General features: G+C 68.5%; 17 protein-coding genes. 10 read left to right on the forward strand and 7 right to left on the reverse strand.

Translation table 11 applies throughout. The annotated features are described in order from the left end of the window. The first annotated feature begins 474 nt into the window (after positions 1-474). Together pdxY and OZ671_RS01450 are read left to right on the forward strand one after the other, a co-directional pair. A complete protein-coding gene (pdxY, locus tag OZ671_RS01445; protein WP_268859064.1) occupies positions 475-1326 on the forward strand; it encodes a pyridoxal kinase PdxY in 852 nt (283 codons plus the stop codon). Between the two features lie 75 nt (positions 1327-1401). Beyond that, positions 1402-2310 (forward strand): PhzF family phenazine biosynthesis protein, encoded by a 909-nt coding sequence (locus tag OZ671_RS01450; RefSeq protein ID WP_268859065.1) that lies wholly within the window; start codon positions 1402-1404, stop codon positions 2308-2310. 108 nt (positions 2311-2418) lie between these two features. Here the strand turns inward: OZ671_RS01450 and OZ671_RS01455 are convergent, their stop codons facing one another. After that, positions 2419-2685, reverse strand: a complete 267-nt coding sequence (locus OZ671_RS01455; protein WP_268859066.1) for a glycine zipper domain-containing protein — start codon at positions 2683-2685, stop codon at positions 2419-2421. 205 nt (positions 2686-2890) lie between these two features. On the opposite strand from OZ671_RS01455, the gene OZ671_RS01460 reads away from it, so the two are divergent. After that, complete coding sequence (locus OZ671_RS01460) at positions 2891-3598, forward strand: NUDIX domain-containing protein (protein ID WP_268859067.1); 708 nt, start codon at positions 2891-2893, stop codon at positions 3596-3598. Positions 3599-3667: 69 nt separating this feature from the next. Further along, positions 3668-4051 (forward strand): DUF6180 family protein, encoded by a 384-nt coding sequence (locus tag OZ671_RS01465; RefSeq protein ID WP_268859068.1) that lies wholly within the window; start codon positions 3668-3670, stop codon positions 4049-4051. A gap of 43 nt (positions 4052-4094) precedes the next feature. Here OZ671_RS01465 and OZ671_RS01470 read toward each other — a convergent pair whose 3' ends face one another. From OZ671_RS01470 to OZ671_RS01480, 3 genes are all read right to left on the reverse strand, one after another. After that, on the reverse strand, positions 4095-4832 hold the full coding sequence (locus OZ671_RS01470; RefSeq protein WP_268859069.1) for a metallophosphoesterase family protein: 738 nt from the start codon (positions 4830-4832) through the stop codon (positions 4095-4097). 54 nt (positions 4833-4886) lie between these two features. Further along, positions 4887-5228, reverse strand: coding sequence for a hypothetical protein (locus OZ671_RS01475; RefSeq protein WP_268859070.1), 342 nt, complete (start codon positions 5226-5228; stop codon positions 4887-4889). A 79-nt stretch (positions 5229-5307) separates the two neighbouring features. Then, complete coding sequence (locus OZ671_RS01480; protein WP_268859071.1) at positions 5308-6252, reverse strand: ring-cleaving dioxygenase; 945 nt, start codon at positions 6250-6252, stop codon at positions 5308-5310. 735 nt (positions 6253-6987) lie between these two features. Between OZ671_RS01480 and OZ671_RS01485 the strand changes: the two genes are divergently transcribed. The 6 genes from OZ671_RS01485 to OZ671_RS01510 are packed head-to-tail and all read left to right on the forward strand — an operon-like array spanning position 6988 to position 12682. Beyond that, positions 6988-8163, forward strand: a complete 1176-nt coding sequence (locus tag OZ671_RS01485) for an ABC transporter substrate-binding protein (RefSeq protein ID WP_268859072.1) — start codon at positions 6988-6990, stop codon at positions 8161-8163. 24 nt (positions 8164-8187) lie between these two features. Continuing rightward, positions 8188-9048 (forward strand): branched-chain amino acid ABC transporter permease, encoded by an 861-nt coding sequence (locus OZ671_RS01490; RefSeq protein WP_268859073.1) that lies wholly within the window; start codon positions 8188-8190, stop codon positions 9046-9048. Between the two features lie 10 nt (positions 9049-9058). Next, on the forward strand, positions 9059-10060 hold the full coding sequence (locus tag OZ671_RS01495; protein WP_268859074.1) for a branched-chain amino acid ABC transporter permease: 1002 nt from the start codon (positions 9059-9061) through the stop codon (positions 10058-10060). Beyond that, the gene (locus OZ671_RS01500) at positions 10057-10806 is read left to right on the forward strand and encodes an ABC transporter ATP-binding protein (protein ID WP_268859075.1); all 750 of its coding nucleotides are present in this window, start codon (positions 10057-10059) and stop codon (positions 10804-10806) included. The genes OZ671_RS01495 and OZ671_RS01500 overlap by 4 nt, the downstream gene beginning before the upstream one ends. Beyond that, positions 10803-11525 (forward strand): ABC transporter ATP-binding protein, encoded by a 723-nt coding sequence (locus OZ671_RS01505; RefSeq protein WP_268859076.1) that lies wholly within the window; start codon positions 10803-10805, stop codon positions 11523-11525. The genes OZ671_RS01500 and OZ671_RS01505 overlap by 4 nt, the downstream gene beginning before the upstream one ends. A 38-nt stretch (positions 11526-11563) precedes the next feature. Continuing rightward, positions 11564-12682: a 5-methyltetrahydropteroyltriglutamate--homocysteine S-methyltransferase gene (locus OZ671_RS01510; protein ID WP_268859077.1), complete on the forward strand. Its 1119-nt coding sequence runs from the start codon at positions 11564-11566 to the stop codon at positions 12680-12682. Positions 12683-12918: 236 nt separating this feature from the next. Here OZ671_RS01510 and OZ671_RS01515 read toward each other — a convergent pair whose 3' ends face one another. From OZ671_RS01515 to OZ671_RS01525, 3 genes are read right to left on the reverse strand one after another with little or no spacing between them, the layout of a single operon-like run. Further along, a complete protein-coding gene (locus OZ671_RS01515; RefSeq protein ID WP_268859078.1) occupies positions 12919-14004 on the reverse strand; it encodes an ABC transporter ATP-binding protein in 1086 nt (361 codons plus the stop codon). Next, complete coding sequence (locus tag OZ671_RS01520; RefSeq protein WP_268859079.1) at positions 14001-15008, reverse strand: ABC transporter ATP-binding protein; 1008 nt, start codon at positions 15006-15008, stop codon at positions 14001-14003. Before OZ671_RS01520 ends, OZ671_RS01515 begins: the two co-directional genes overlap by 4 nt. 4 nt (positions 15009-15012) lie before the next feature. Continuing rightward, a complete protein-coding gene (locus OZ671_RS01525; RefSeq protein ID WP_268859080.1) occupies positions 15013-16467 on the reverse strand; it encodes an amidohydrolase family protein in 1455 nt (484 codons plus the stop codon). Between the last annotated feature and the right edge of the window lie 13 nt (positions 16468-16480).

Here is a 16480-nt window from a genome sequence, read left to right on the forward strand (position 1 = left end):
GCCGTGACGCCGGGGGCGGCAGGCGCGGTCGGGGCGGGCTGCGCCTGCGCCAGGGCCTGGCCGATCAGAAGCGTGGAGACCGCGGCGGCGGTGAGAAAGCGCGACAGGATCATGACGAACCCATTCGATAGCCCGGCGCTTGCCTCCCTTAGGTCCACGTCAGGCGGCCGGGCGTGCCGCCGTGGAACAAGGCCGTATCGGATCGATCCGGCATGCTGATCTCGCCCGGCGACGATGACGCGCCCGTGAGCGGTTTGCATTTTTTTTGTGGCTGGGGATGAACGGCGGCTGAATTTGCACTTTTCCGGCCTTTTTTCGGCGATCCCGGGCGCTTATCCCTCCGCCACGCCGCCGATAGCCGTCGACGCCCCGCCCGCGAAACCTGATGGCTGGCTTCAATGATCGGAATTGGCGCGGCCGCACGGCGGTGCTCTAAGGTGAGGCATCGGAGCCGGCGTCGGTGAACATTCTGCCATGAATATCCTGTCCATCCAGTCCTGGGTCGCCTACGGCCATGTCGGCAATGCCTCGGCCATGTTCCCGATGCAGCGCCTCGGCCACGAGGTCTGGGGCATCCACACCGTCCAGTTCTCCAATCACACCGGCTATGGCGCCTGGAAGGGGCGCGTCTTCGACGCGCCGATGATCGAGGAACTGGTCGACGGCATCGCCGAGCGCGGCGTGCTGTCGCGCTGCGACGGCGTGCTGTCAGGCTATATGGGCTCCGCCGATATCGGCACCGGCATTCTCAGCGCGGTGGCGCGCGTCCGGGCCGCCAATGCCAAGGCGCTCTATTGCTGCGACCCGGTCATCGGCGATGTCGGCCGCGGCGTCTTCGTCCGCCCCGGCATTCCCGAATTCATGCGCGACCAGGCGCTGCCGGCCGCCGACATCGTCACGCCCAACCAGTTCGAGCTCGAATATCTCGCCGGCCAGACCATCACCACCCTGGCCGACGCGACGCGGGCGGCGGCAGCCGTCCATGCCAAGGGCCCGGCGACGGTGCTGGTCACCAGCCTGGTGACCGAGGACACGCCGGACGATGCCATCGACCTCTTGGCTTCCGGGCCGGCCGGCCGGTTCCGCGTGCGCACGCCGAAGCTCGGCCTGTCGATCAACGGCGCGGGCGATGCCATCGCCGCGCTGTTCTTCGTGCATGCGGCGACCACCGGCGACATCGCCTTCGCGCTGTCGCGCGCCGCCTCGTCGACCTATGGGCTGCTGAAACGCACTGACGAAGCAGGCTCCCGGGAAATCCTCACCGTGGCGGCCCAGGACGAGTTCGTCGCGCCGAGCCGGGTCTTCACCCCGGAAAAGCTCGACTAGATTCCCTGTTCAAAGACGCGTTCTCTGCAGGCGAACCGGCCGTCGGTTCGCCCGAAACCGCGATGGACGTCTGCCATGGCCCGCCGCTATCACACACTCGATGTGTTCACCGACAGGCCGCTGAGCGGTAATCCGCTGGCGGTCGTCCACGATGCCGCGGATCTCGACACCGCCGCGATGCAGGCGATCGCGCGCGAGTTCAATCTGTCGGAAACGGTCTTCGTGCTGCCGGCGACCGGCGATCACCGGGCCGATATCCGCATCTTCACGCCCGGCGGCGAATTGCCCTTTGCCGGCCACCCGACGGTGGGCACGGCGGTCCTGCTCGCAAGCCTCGACGGCCTGAACCCCGGCAGCGAGACGACCTTCCGGCTGGGCGAGCAGGCCGGGCCGGTGCCGTGCCGCGTCCAGCGCCTCGCCGACGGCCGCTTCACGGCCACCTTCGAAGCACCGCGCCTGCCCGCGGCCATCGACCATACGCCTGACACCGCCCAGCTCGCCGGCATTCTCGGCCTCGACAGTCGCGATGTCGGCTTCGGCGCCCATGTGCCCAGCCGTTTCGGCGCTCCCGTCTCGTTCTGCTACGTGCCGGTGCGCTCCCGCGCAGCGGTCGATGCGATCCGCGTCGACGTCGGCTGGTTCGGCGAGACCTTCGCCGCCATCGGCGAGAATCATCCGGCGATCTTCGCCTATTCCTCGGAGACCGCGGCTGCCGAGGCCGCCTTCTATGCCCGCATGTTCGCGCCGGGCCTCGGCATTGCCGAAGATCCGGCGACCGGCTCGGCGGCCGCCGCCTTCGCCGGCGTGCTCAACCGGTTCGAGCGCCTGCCCGATGGCCGCCACGGCTTCATCATCGAACAGGGCTTCGCCATGGGCCGGCCGAGCCGGATCGAGCTCAGTCTCGTGACCAGGGACCGGGTGGTGACAGGCGTCGCCATCGGCGGCGGCGCGGTGATCCTGATGGCTGGGCACCTGTCGGTCTGAAAGCCGGGCCGTGTCGCAACCGTCGGTGGCCGTTGCCCGGCCGCTCTCAATAGAAAGGCCCGCCGGACCGTCTCGGTCCGGCGGGCCTTTTTTCAACCGACAGCCCCGTCAGTAGACGCGGCGGCAGCGGCGATAGCCGTAATCGTCGATCCAGCAGCGACGACGCGGCGTCGTTTCGGCGCCGATGATGGCACCGCCCACGCCGCCGATGGCCGCGCCAGCGAGGGCGCCGCCGCCCGTACCGGTGGCCAGGCCGCCGATGATGGCGCCAGCGCCCGCACCGAGGGCCGCGCCGCCGGCCGCACGCTCTTCGCGCTCAGAGCAGGCGCCGAGCGTCAGCGCCAGCGCGCCGATCAGAACCAGTTTCTTCATCATTGCAGACCCTCCTGAGTGCCCCGACCCGCCGCGACCATAGGTGATCCGGCGCAGCCTTGCCAAGTCTTGGCCGGTACGGCTCATGTTCAAGCCTAACCGGGTGTTGCCGGCGCGCAATGGTAAACGCTGCCGGGCGTCCACCACTCCACCGCTAGCCGCAGCGGCACGCGCGGGCTAGACAGGGTCCCGTTCACAGGGGCCCGCCGTGACCGAACCGTTCCGCTACATCCGCAGCCTGGAAACCGGAATTTCCACGAGCCAATGGCGCTACGCTGAAACGCACGCGGAAGCGATTCGTTCAGCCTGGCGGCAATGGACTGCCGACAGGCCCGAAATGTTCAATGGTCGGGTGCTGCTTCTGGCGGAAGGCGCCGCCGATGGCGATGTGTTTCAGGGCCGTTACATGGCGGTGGACTTCGCCGCGTTCCTGCATTTCATGCGGCTCGGCGCGCCCGACGGCACGACCCGCAATGCCTTTGGCCTGGCCGGACTGACCAGCGCCGACGATGCGCTGCTGATGGGGGTGATGGCCGGGCACACGGCCAATGCCGGCAAGATCTATTTTCCCGGCGGCACGCCCGATCTCAACGACGTCGTCGACGGCCAGGTCGACCTCGAGGGCAGCGTCCGGCGCGAACTCACCGAAGAAACCGGGCTGACGCTCGACGAAGTGACCCTCGAGCCCGGTTTCTGGCTGCACGAGGACGACAAGCGCCTCGCCTTCCTGAAGGTCGTGCGCTCGAGGCTCGACGCCGCAGCGCTGCGCGCGGAGATCCTCGGCCGTATCCGCCGCGAGGCCAGGCCCGAGCTTTCCGACATCCATATCGTGCGCAGCCACGCCGATCTCGTTCCCGAGCGCATGCCGGCCTTCCAGCTCGCCTATGCCGAATGGTGGCTCGCGCGCCGGCGATAGGCATCGGCGGCCGGCCATTGTAGACAGGCCTCGGGGGGCTGAACGGCAGATTCGCAGGAGCAGCCCGACATGAGAATACCGGCACACCCGTTCGCCGCCTTGCTGACGCTCGGTGTTCTGACAGCCAACGCCATGGCGGCGCAGGAATTCAACCTGGAGTTCCGTGTCGAGCGCCGCAGCGCGGCCGATCTGAGCCTCGACACCTGCGCCGATATCGCCAGGCGCGAGGCCGAGGCCGTCGGCTACTCCCAGAGGGTCCAGCGCTTCCCCAACCAGCTCGCGGTCGTCTCCGGCGGCCCGCGCGGCGGCGGCGGCTCGTTCGTCGTCTACTGCATCGCGGTCGACGACAAGACGGTGCAGCTCGTCCAGGTCATCGACTATCAGAACCGCACGAGGCCGGCCGCAGAATTCGCCGACCGGGTGCACAAGGCCCTGCTGGCGGCCGGCCGCTGATCCGGCAGGCGGCGCTCCGCACGAAGCGGCGGCCGCATGGCGCTCAGCGACCGAGGGCGAGCCGCTCGGCGAGGCGGCGCGGCAGGCCGGCGGCAAGGATCTTGGCGGCCGCCGCCGCATGGTCGTAGTCGAGGCGATGCTGGGTGATCTCGCTCGTGTCGAGATCGAGCACCGCATAGGCCGCGGCCGGATTGCCGTCGCGCGGCTGACCGACCGAGCCGATCACCACCTGCCAGGCCGCGGCGGAATCGAGCCGGACCGGCGCGCCCGCCGGCAGCGGCATGGCCCGGCAGACGCCGCCGGCGCTGCGGAACAGCACCGGCTGATGGGTATGGCCGGAAAAAACCTGGCGCGCGTCGGTCGCGGCAAGGCTGCGCTCGGCCGCCGTCTCCGAGGTGAGATAGGGCCAGGCGGCCGGCCGATCGGCGCTGGCATGGACATAAAGCCGCTCGCCGTCCCGATGGGCTAACGGCAGGCCGGCGAGAAAGGCGTGGTGCGCCGCAGCCAGCGCGCCGCGCGTCCAGACGATGGCGGCATGCGCCATGTCGGTCATGGTGCGCGCCGCTTCGCCCACCGCCGCGTCGTGATTGCCCTTGATCGCCACGGCGCCGCCGGCCACGAGGCCGGCGACCGTCTCGACGCAGAAGGCCGGATCGGCGCCATAGCCGACGATGTCGCCGAGCACGACGTAGCGGTCGGGCGCTTTGCCCCGCGCATGGGCGAGGCAACTTTCCAGCGCCTCGCGGTTGCCGTGAATGTCGGAGAGGAAGGCGATGCGCATGACGCTTCCCTTGAAGCACTCCGTTGCCGCATCCCCTCCGGGCGCGGCCAGCCGTCAGGCCGGATAGCCGTAGCGGGTCTTGAGCTGGCGCAGGCGGCCACGGGCATCGCCGTCCCGGCCTGCGGCGCAGGCCTGTTCTGGGCCGGCGAGATCAGCCATGACGCGCGCATGGACCTGGCGGTTGACGTGGCCGGTCGCGAGGTCGTTGTCCATCACCGCACGGAACCGGGCGATCTCGCCGGAGCAGCCGGTCCCCTCGGGCAGCCGGAAATCCGACCGCGTGACATAGGCGGGCGGCTGAGCCTGGGTTTGCGGCGCCGGCGCTTCGGCGGCGGTGTTGCAGGCGGCCAGCAGCAGCGCGCCGGCGACAAGGAAAAGCGGACGGTGGATGGTCATGACAGCCTCTTGCCGGGGAATCGCTCCCCGGCAATCTAGCTTGGTTTGGTCCCGGTGCCATGGCGCCGTTTTCATCACTTCACAGCGGCTTCAGGCCCCGCTCGATCAGGGCGCGCCGGCCTTCCAGGAAAGGCGGCAGGGCGAGCTTCTCGCCGAGGCTCTCGGCCGGCTCGTCGACCGCGAAACCCGGCCCATCGGTGGCGATCTCGAACAGGATGCCGCCCGGCTCGCGGAAATAGAGGCTCTCGAAATAATAGCGGTCGACCGGTCCGGAACTCGGGATGCGCAGGTCCCGCAACCGGGCGACCCAGGCCTCGTATTGCGCGCGGTCGGGTGTCCGGAACGCGACGTGATGCACGGCGCCGGCGCCCTGGCGGGCGTCGGCGAGCCCCGGCTCCACCGCAAGATGATACTCAGCGGCCGGACCGCCTTCGCCCATTTCGAAGACATGGACCTCCTGCCCGTTCGCCCGGCCTGGATAGCTGCGGACCTTGCGCATGCCGAGCACCGCGGTCAGCACACGCTCGGTCGGCTCGAGCGCCGGAACGCTCGCGGTGATCGGGCCGAGGCCGCGGATCTGCCGCTCGGCCGGCACGGTGCTCCGGTCCCAGGGATGGGCATCGCCCGCGCCGCCATCGTCGATCAGGGCGAGCCTCTGGCCTTCCGGGTCCTCGAAGTCGAGCGTCAGGCGGCCGTCGCGCAGGACCGGCGCCTCGTGCCGGACGCCCTGCGCGGCGAAACGCTCCGCCCACCAGCGGACCGTGTCCTCGCCGGCAACCCTGAGCGCGGTGCGCACGATCGCATGGGTGCCGCGGCGCTCGGGCGCGACCGGCCATTCGAAGAAGGTGATGTCGGAGCCGGGGCTCGCGGCGCCGTCGCCATAGAACAGATGATAGGCCGAGACGTCGTCCTGATTGACGGTGCGCTTGACCAGCCGCATGCCGAGCACGCCGACATAGAAGGCATGGTTGGCCGAGGCATTCGCCGAGATGGCAGTGAGATGATGGATGCCGGTGAGCTGCATGATCGCTGTCTCCTTGTGCGGTGGGATCGCCGGGCGGAAGGCCCGCTTTGCTCTGTCTCCCGCGACCGCTTCCTGTTGACGCTGAGATCGGCTCATCTTCGAATTGCGCAAGATGCGGTCCGCTTCCGCACGGCCCTTCCCGCTGCAAACTCTGTTTGCGGCAATGCGGATGATTTTTCGATCCAATATTATTGCCCGTTCACATGGGCTCCATCGTCATGAAATTGAGCCTATACGGCATGGAGCTCCAACGAATACAGAGATCATCAATTCAGGAACGAGATCTCACCGGTCGCGACACGCAATTCGGCAGAAAGACGCCACCGGCCGGATAAGCTGCGGCCTTCCGACATTGCGGATTCCGGGCGCCCGCCGTCACACGGCAGGCGCCACGGACCTGGCTGAACGGGCTCGCCCATCGATTGTAATTTCGAAGCAATCGATCATTCCGGTGCACGATCCATGTCGCCGGCCGGAATGGTGGCCGAGCGCGTCGGCACCGGGTCCCTCGCACAGCGATCCTTCTGGAGGCGCCGGTTTGGGCCGCTCGCCGCGATCACGCCGCTGACGTCGCGGCCTGCTGGCTTTCGGTTCGACCATACCGCCGGAAATGCTGCGCGGCAACGACGTACGATTATCGCACAATCGTCTGACTATCGCACTTGACAAGCCTGCGGGGCGGAGCGACCACATCAGGCACGGCATTCCAAGAAGGTATCAGGGGAGACGAATGTCATGCTGACCAGGCGTCAGACTGTTGCCGGCTTCGGCGCTCTGCCACTCGTCGCCGGCCTCGGCGGGCGGGCCGAAGCCCAGGAGGTCGTGAAGATCGGCCTTATCCTGCCGATGACCGGCCAGTCCGCCTCCACCGGGCGCCAGATCGAAGCCGCGGCGAAACTCTATATGGCGCAGAACGGCCAGGCGGTTGCCGGCAGGCGCATCGAGCTCATCGTGCGCGATGACACGGGCGCCGCCGACGTCACCCGGCGCATCGCCCAGGAACTGATCGTCAACGAGAAGGTCGCGGCCATCGGCGGCTTCGGGCTCACCCCGCTCGCCTTCGCCGCGGCGCCGCTCGCCACCCAGTCGAAAACCCCGATGATCGTGATGGCTGCGGCGACCTCGGCCATCACCGAACAGTCGCCGTTCATCGTCCGCACCAGCTTCACTCTGCCGCAGGCGACCCAGCCGATCGCCGACTGGGCGGCGAAGAACAATATCAGGAAGGTGATCAGCCTGGTCACCGACTACGCGCCCGGCATCGATGCCGAGAAGGCGTTCAAGGAACGCTTCGGCCGGACCGGCGGCGAGGTGACGGCCGAGGTGCGGGTGCCGCTGCGCAATCCGGATTTCGCGCCCTTCCTGCAGCGCGTCGCCGACGCCAAGCCCGATGCGCTGTTCGTCTTCGTGCCCTCTGGCATCGGCGGCCAGTTCGTCAAGCAGTTCGTCGAGCGCGGCCTCGACAAGGCCGGCGTCAAGCTGATCGGCACCGGCGACGTTACCGACGACGACCTTCTCAACGACATGGGCGATGCGATCATCGGCGTCGTCACCAGCCATCACTATTCGGCGGCCCACAATTCGTCGGAGAACAGGGCCTTCGTGCAGGCGTTCCGCGCCGCCAATCCGAACATGCGGCCGAACTTCATGGCGGTCGGCGGCTATGACGGCATGCATCTCTTCTACGAGGCGCTGAAGAAGACCAACGGCGCGACCGACGGCCAGGGCCTCATCGATGCCATGAAGGGCATGAGCTGGGTCAGCCCGCGCGGGCCCATCACCATCGAGGCGCGCACCCGCGACATCACGCAGAACGTCTATGTCCGGCGTGTCGAGAAGGTCGACGGCCAACTCTACAATGTCGAATTCGACACGTTCGAGGCGGTCCCGGACCCGATCAAGGGGCGCTGAGCCACAGCGGCGGGGCGGGGCGACATGCTGACCATCCTGTTCGACGGCATCGCCTATGGAATGCTGCTGTTCGTGCTCGCCTGCGGGCTGGCCGTGACGCTCGGGCTGATGAATTTCGTCAACCTCGCCCACGGTGCCTTCGCCATGGCGGGCGGCTATGTCACCGTCGTCCTGATGCAGCGCCTGGGCCTGCCCTTTCTTGCCTGCCTGCCTCTCGCCTTCCTGGCCGCTGCAGCGCTCGGCGCGGTGGCCGAGCGGCTGCTCTACCGCCACATGTACGGCCGCAGCCACCTCGACCAGGTGCTGTTCTCGATCGGGCTCGTGTTCATGGCGGTGGCCGCGGCCGACTACGCCATGGGCTCCTCGCCGCAGAGCATCCGCCTGCCGGCCTATCTCACCGGCCGCTTCGAGGTCCTGGGCATCGGCATCGGCGTCTATCGCCTGTTCCTCGTCGTCGTCTGCGGCGCGCTGACGCTGGCGCTGCAATGGATGCTGGCGTGCACGCGCTTCGGGGCCCGGCTGCGCGCGGCGGTCGACGATCCGAAGGTCGCGCGCGGCATGGGCATCGACGTCAACGCGATCTTCGCGCTGACCTTCGCCGCTGGCTCCGGCCTTGCCGGCCTCGGCGGCGCGCTGGGTGCCGAGATCCTCGGCCTCGACCCGACCTTCCCGCTGAAGTTCATGCTCTATTTCCTGATCGTCGTGACCGTCGGCGGCACATCCTCGATGACCGGCCCGTTCGTCGCGGCGCTGCTGCTCGGGCTCGCCGACGTCGCCGGCAAATATTACGTGCCCCAGGCCGGCGCCTTCATCATCTACACGGTGATGATCGCCATCCTCATGCTGCGGCCGAACGGGCTTTTTGCCCGCGGCGTGACGCGGTGAGCCGGCGGCGATGCGGAACCCTCTCGCCCGGCCGGACGCAAGCCGCCTCAGCCCGGTGGAGTTCCTCCACCGCCAGACCGCATGGAAGCTGCAGGAAACCGTCTTCTGGATCGTCGCGCTCGGTGCGCTCTTCGTGCTGCCGAACCGGGCGGCCCTGCTCAATGAGATCGCCATTCTCGGCCTGCTGGCGCTCTCTCTCGACCTGATCCTCGGCTATGCCGGCATCGTCTCGCTGGGGCAGGCGGCGTTTTTCGGTTTCGGCGCCTATGCCGCCGGGCTGTTCGCCAAGTCGGTCAGCGCCGAACCCGTCACCGGCCTCGTCTTCGCCATGGCCGCCTCCGGTCTCCTCGGCCTCCTCACGAGCGTCCTGATCATCCGCGGCACCGACCTGACCCGGCTGATGGTGACGCTCGGCGTCGCGCTCATCGTCCACGAGGTGGCCAACCGGCTGGAATGGCTGACCGGCGGCGCCGACGGCCTGCTCGGCATCGCCATGGGGCCGATCCTCGGGCTGTTCGCCTTCGATTTCCTCGGCCGCACCGCCTATCTCTACAGCCTCGCCGTCCTGTTCCTGCTCTTCCTTCTCGCCCGGCGAGTGGTCCATTCGCCCTTCGGCCTGTCGCTCAGGGCACTGAAGGACAACCGGCTGCGCGCCGCCTCGATCGGCATTTCACCGGCCCGGCGCCTGATCATGATCTACGCGCTGTCGGCCGCCTATGCCGGCGCCGCCGGCGCCCTCCTCACCCAGACCACCGCCTTCGTCTCGCTGGAGGTGCTCGATTTCGGCAAGTCGGCCGACGGCCTGCTGGTGCTGGTCATCGGCGGCACCGGCTATCTCTATGGCGGCCTGATCGGCGCCATCGCCTTCAAGCTGATGAAGGACCTGCTGTCCGGCCTGACCCCGGCCTACTGGCTGTTCTGGATGGGGCTGTTCCTGGTCGTCCTGGTGATGGTCGGCCGCGAGCGGATCTTCGACCGCCTGCGCCGGCTCGTCGGGAGGACCGGACCATGACGCCGGCGCTCGAGACCCGCCGACTGGTGCGCCGCTTCGGCGGGCTCGTCGCCACCAACGACGTCTCGCTTGCCGTCGCCCCGGGCGCCCGCCACGCCCTGATCGGCCCGAACGGCGCCGGCAAGACGACGCTGATCAATCTCGTCACCGGCGTGATCGCCCCGACATCGGGGGAGATCCTGCTGGAAGGCGCCGACATCACGCGGTTGCAGCCGCACCGGCGGGTGGCGCGCGGCCTTGCCCGCACCTTCCAGATCACCCAGCTGTTCAATGACCTGACGCCGCTCGAAACGGTCGGACTCGCCATTTCCGAATATCAGGGCGCAGGCACCGACTGGTGGCGGCCGACCGGCAGCCGGCAGGCAGTGCTCGACGAAGCGGCCGAGATCCTCGCCGCCTTCCGCCTCGGCGACGTCGTCACCACACGCACGGCGACCCTGCCCTACGGCAAGCGCCGGCTGCTCGAAATCGCCACGGCACTCGCCTGCCGGCCGCGCGTGCTGCTGCTCGACGAGCCGGCGGCGGGCGTGCCCGAAAGCGAGCGACACGAGATCATCGACATCGTCTCGGGCCTGCCCCGCGACGTCACGATCGTATTGATCGAGCACGACATGGACATGGTCTTCCGCTTCGCGGAGCGCATCACCGTGCTGGTCCAGGGCGCGATCTTCACCGAAGGCACCGCCGCCGAAATCCAGGCCGACCCGCGCGTCCGCGAGGTCTATCTCGGCGAGGGCGAGGCATGAGCGATCTTCTCGTGCTCGACAGGGTCGTGGCCGGCTACGGCGAAGCCACCGTGCTGAACGGCTTGTCGCTGCGCCTCGCCGAAGGCCAGTCGATGGCCCTGCTTGGCCGCAACGGCACCGGCAAGACCACGCTGATCGAAACGATTGCCGGACTGACGACCTTTCGCAGCGGCGGCATCCTGCTGGCCGGCACGGATATCGCCGGCATCCGCCCGGAGCGCCGGGCGGCGCTCGGCCTCGGCTGGGTGCCGCAGGAGCGCGGCATCTTCCGGTCGCTGACGGTCGCGGAAAACCTGAGCGCGGTTGCGACGCCCGGCGCCTGGACGCCGGAGCGCGCCTTCGCCCTGTTTCCGCGGCTCAAGGAACGGCGGAGCAATCTCGGCAATCAGCTGTCGGGCGGCGAGCAGCAGATGCTGGCGGTCGCGCGCGCCCTGGTGCTGAACCCCAGGGTTCTGCTGCTCGACGAGCCCCTCGAGGGACTTGCGCCGATCATTGTCGACGAGCTTCTCGGCGCGATCCGGCGTATCGTCAGGGAAGAAGGCATGGCCGCGATCATCGTGGAGCAGAAGGCGCGCAAGATCTTGCCGCTGACCGACCGCGCGGCGATCCTGGATCGCGGCGCGGTCGTGCTGGAAGGCGACAGCCAGGTGCTGGCGGCCGACCCGGCAGCGCTCGACCGGCATCTCGGGGTGGCCGACCGGTCGGCGCCGGCGCGCTGAAACGCATGACGGGCCGATACGATCAAGGGAGAGACACCATGGCGACGACTTCAGTCCTAGCAGGCAAGACCGGACCGTTCCGTGCCGATCAGGTCGGCTCGCTCTTGCGCTCCGCGCCGCTGAAGGAGGCCCGCGCCGCCAGGGCCGCCGGCCGGATCGACGCCGACGCGCTGCGCGAGGTCGAGAACCGGGAGATCGAGGCGCTGATCGCCAAGCAGGAATCGATCGGCCTCAAGGGCATTACCGACGGCGAATATCGGCGCTCGTGGTGGCACTACGACTTCCTCTGGCAGCTCGACGGCATCGAGCGCGTGGAACTCGACCAGGGCATCCAGTTCGCCGGTGTCCAGACCAAGGCCGAGGCGCCCCGCGTCGTCGGCAAGATCGGCTTTTCGAGCCATCCCTTCGTCGAGCACTTCAAGTTCCTGAAGGCGCATACGCGCGAAACGCCGAAGATGACCATCCCCTCGCCGTCCATGCTGCACTATCGCGGCGGCCGGAAGCTCATCAATATGGGCCTCTATCCCAACATGGACGACTATTACCGCGACCTCGGCGAGGCCTACAGGAAGGCGGTGAACGCGCTCTACGACGCCGGCTGCCGCTACCTGCAGCTCGACGATGTCAGCTTCGCCTATCTCTGCGATCCCGAGCAGAAGAAGATGCTCGCCGACCGCGGCGACGACCCGGACCATCAGGCCGTGATCTATGCCGGCATGGTCGAGGCGGCGATCAACGACCGGCCGCGCGACATGACAGTGACCATGCATCTGTGCCGCGGCAATTTCCGCTCGACCTTCGTCGCCTCGGGCGGCTACGAGCCGATCGCCGAGCTGCTGTTCAACGCCATGCCGGTCGATGCCTATTTCATGGAATGGGACACCGAGCGTGCCGGCGGCTTCGAGCCGCTGCGCTTCCTGCCCAAGGGCAAGGCGGTGGTGCTCGGCCTCGTCACCTCGAAGAGCGGCGTGCTGGAGAAGAAGGACGATATCCGCCGCCGGATCGAGGAGGCCTCGCGCCATGCGCCGATCGAGCAGCTCTGCCTCTCCGCCCAGTGCGGCTTCGCCTCCACCGAGGAAGGCAACGTGCTGGCCGAGGACGAGCAGTGGAGGAAGCTCGAGATGATCGTCGATATCGCCCGCGATACGTGGGAATGAGCGGGATCAGATAGGATCGGCACCAAGCTCGGTCGTGGTTCGAGGCTCGCCTGCGGCTCGCACCTCACCATGAGGATGGTGGGGTATGGCAGCGAGAGGGCTCATGAAACCGTTCGCGCAGTGAGCATCCTCGCACCGGCGCCGATGCCGTTCCTTCCCTCCCTCATGGTGAGGTGCCCGCGCCCTTGCGCGGGCCTCGAACCACGGCAGACCCGGATGCAGTGCGCCCGCCGACCTCAGGCCGCCGCGGCGGCCTTTGCCGCGGCCAGGACGGCCATGCGGCGCGCCACCACGGGCGGCTCGGTTTCCGCGACGAGCGGCGCGGCGGCGGGCAGCGTCTCGACATGATGGCAGGCGACCGTCGCGCCGTCGGGGAAGGTGCGCGGCGCCGGCGCCTCGGTCTTGCAGCGGTCGGTCGCGAATGCGCAGCGCGGATGGAAGGTGCAGCCGGGCGGCGGCCTGACCGGGCTCGGCACGTCGCCCGACAGGAGCACGCGTTCCTCGCGCGCGCCCGGCCGGGGCACCGGGGCCGCGGCCAGCAACGCGCGGGTATAGGGGTGCTTCGGTGCCGAATAGAGCACCGACTTGTCGGCGATCTCGACGATGCGGCCGAGATACATGACGGCGACGCGATCGGCGATGTGGCGGACCACGGCGAGGTCGTGGGCGATGAACAGGTAGCTCATGCCGAAGCGCGCCTGCAGGTCCTGCAGGAGATTGACCACCTGCGCCTGGATCGACACGTCGAGCGCCGAGACCGGCTCGTCGCAGACGATGAGATCGGGCCGTGTGGCGAGCGCCCGCGCAACCCCGATGCGCTGGCGCTGGCCGCCGGAGAATTCATGCGGGAACCGTTCGGCATAGGCGGCGGCAAGACCGACGATCGCGAGCAGTTCCTTCACCTTGCCCTCGACATTCGCCTTGTCGGCAAGGCCGTGCAGCAGGAGCGGCTCGGCGAGGATGTCGCCGATGGTCATGCGCGGATTGAGCGAGGCGAACGGATCCTGGAAGACGATCTGCATGCGCCGGCGCAACGTCCTCAGCTCCTGCTTCGACAGGCCGGCGACCTCGACGCCGTCGATGGCGACGCGCCCGCCCGTCGGCTCCAGCAGGCGCAGCACCAGCCGTCCGGTGGTCGACTTGCCGCAGCCGGACTCGCCGACGAGCGCCAGCGTCTCGCCGCGCCTCAGCGTGAACGACACGCCGTCGACCGCCTTCACCACGCCGGTCGCGCGCGACAGGAAGCCGCCGCCGACCGGAAAGTGCTTGGCGAGGTTCTCGACGACCAGAAGCGGAGCGCCGGCTTGCTCGGGACCATTCATGCCGCGACCTCATCGATGGGAGCTTTCCAGCAGGCGACCTGATGCCCGGGCCGAATGTCGCGCAGCGGCGGCATCTCGCTCAGGCAGCGGTCGCTCGCCAGCGTGCAGCGCGGCGCGAACCGGCAGCCCGTGGGCATGGTCTCCGGCGTCGGCACCATGCCTTCGATGGTCTGCAGCCGCTCCTGGTCGGCATCGAGCCGCGGCACCGAGGCGAGCAGGCCGAGCGTATAGGGATGCTGGGCATCGTCGAACAGCGCCGCGACCGACGCCCGCTCGACCACCTTGCCGGCATACATGACCACCACGTCGTCGGCCATTTCGGCGACCACCCCGAGATCGTGCGTGATCAGGATGATCGCCGTGCCGAGCCGGCTCTTCAGATCGCGCATCAGGTCGAGCACCTGGGCCTGGATGGTCACGTCCAGCGCGGTGGTCGGCTCGTCGGCGATCAGCACCTGCGGCTCGCAGGCGAGCGCGATGGCAATCATCACGCGCTGGCGCATGCCGCCGGACATTTCGTGCGGATAGGCGTCGACCCGCGTCTCCGGGCTCGGGATGCGGACGAGCCTGAGCATCTCGATGGCCCGCTCGCGCGCGGCGCGCGCCGACAGGCCGCGATGCTTGACCAGGCCCTCGACGATCTGGTCGCCGACCCGGTAGACCGGGTTCAGCGACGTCATCGGCTCCTGGAAGATCATGGCGATCCTGGCCCCGCGGATCTCTTCGAGCTCGGCCCGCGTCTTGGTGAGCAGGTCCTGGCCTTCGAACAGGATCTCCCCGCCGGCCTTGATGCCCGGCGGCTCGGGCACGAGGCCCATGATGGAGAGCGAGGTGACGCTCTTGCCGCAGCCGGACTCGCCGACGACGGCGAGCGTCCGGCCGCGCGCGACCTGGAAGCTCACCCCGTCGACGGCGCGGAAGAAGCCGCGCTCGGTCTTGAAATGCGTCTTGAGATCGCGGACGTCGAGCACGACGTCCGCAGCGGTCACCGTTTCGTCAGGCACCAGTTCAAGCTCCCTTGCCGGCCGGGAACATCAGCGGCGAGATGGTCAGATGGTCGCGCTTGGCCCAGTCCAGCGTCTTGACGCCGATCTCGGCCTGGCGCTGGGCCTGTTCGAGCCGCGCCGCCGCCGCCGGATAGTCCATGGTCAGCACCCGGCCCTCGTCGACCACCTTGTGGCCGTCGACGAAGACGGTGCGGATGGCGCGCTCGGCCGCCGCATAGACCATGGAGCGGACGGGATCACGCACCGGCCGCATGGCCGGATGAGTGACATCGACGAGGACGATGTCGGCCTTGGCGCCGACGGCGATGCGGCCGATGTCGGACCGGCCGAGCGCCTTCGCGCCGCCGAGCGTCGCGGCATTGAACACGTCGGCGGTGCGCACGTCGTAGCAGTCCTCGCCGACCACCCGCGACATGATCGCCACGTGGCGCATTTCCTCGATCATGTTGTGCGGATAGGTGTCGGTGCCGATCGCCATGTTGATGCCGCGCCGGACATATTCGCCGAAGGTCTGCAGCGTGATGCCGCGGCGCTGGAACACCGTCGGGCAGTGCGCCACCGTCGTGTCGGTGTCGACGAGGTCCTGCAGGTCGTCGCGGCGCGGCCAGTGCGCCGAGGTGTGATGGTCGAGGAAGATGCTGTGGCCGATCAGGGTGCGGTCGGACAGCACGCCGAGCGAGCCGAGCCATTCGATCGGGGTCATGCCGTGGCGGCGGGTCATCTCGTGGAACTCGACGACCGACTGGGCGGCGTGGATCTGGAACGGCAGGTTGCGGCGCTTGGCCTCCTCGAAGCTCGCCTGGATCAGTTCCGGCGTGCAGGTGTCGATCTGGCTCGGCGAGACCATGCCGGACATGCGGCCCGAGGGATGCTTCACCGCGGCATCGAGCACGGCCATGGCGGCGGCCATGGGCTTGGCGCCGCCGTCCTTGTCCCACTCATATTCGACGACGTGGCCGTTGCGGGTGAACCAGCGGCCCGAGCGGTACATGGGCGAGAGCACGCCGCGCAGGCCCGAGGCCGCGAAATGATCGAGCCAGCCGTCCCAGGCGACCGACATGTCGACGAGCGTGGTGACGCCCGACATGAGGAGCTCGGAATAGGCCACCGTCGCGGAGGCCGGGATCGCCTCAGGGTCGGGCGCGCCGCCGGCATCGGCCCGGAACAGCGGCATGAATTCGTAGAGCGAGGACTGGTAGAGCTTCTCCGAGCCGAGCTCGTCGTTCCAGCCCTTGGTCATCGGCTCGGAGGCCGGATGCGAATGGACGTTGACGAGGCCGGGCATGACGAGCAGGCCCGATCCGTCGATCGTGGTCGCCGCCTGGCCGGCAAAACCCGGCCCGACATGGACGATCTTGTCGCCGTCGAAGGCGACATCCGCGTCACGCAGATAGGTGTGCTTCTCGCCATCATAGGCGACGACCCAGGCGGCCGATTTGACCAGCGTGACGGGCATGGCGTTTCTCTCT

This window comes from Phreatobacter sp. AB_2022a (assembly GCF_026847585.1).
In the GTDB taxonomy this organism is placed as follows: Bacteria; Pseudomonadota; Alphaproteobacteria; order Rhizobiales; family Phreatobacteraceae; genus Phreatobacter.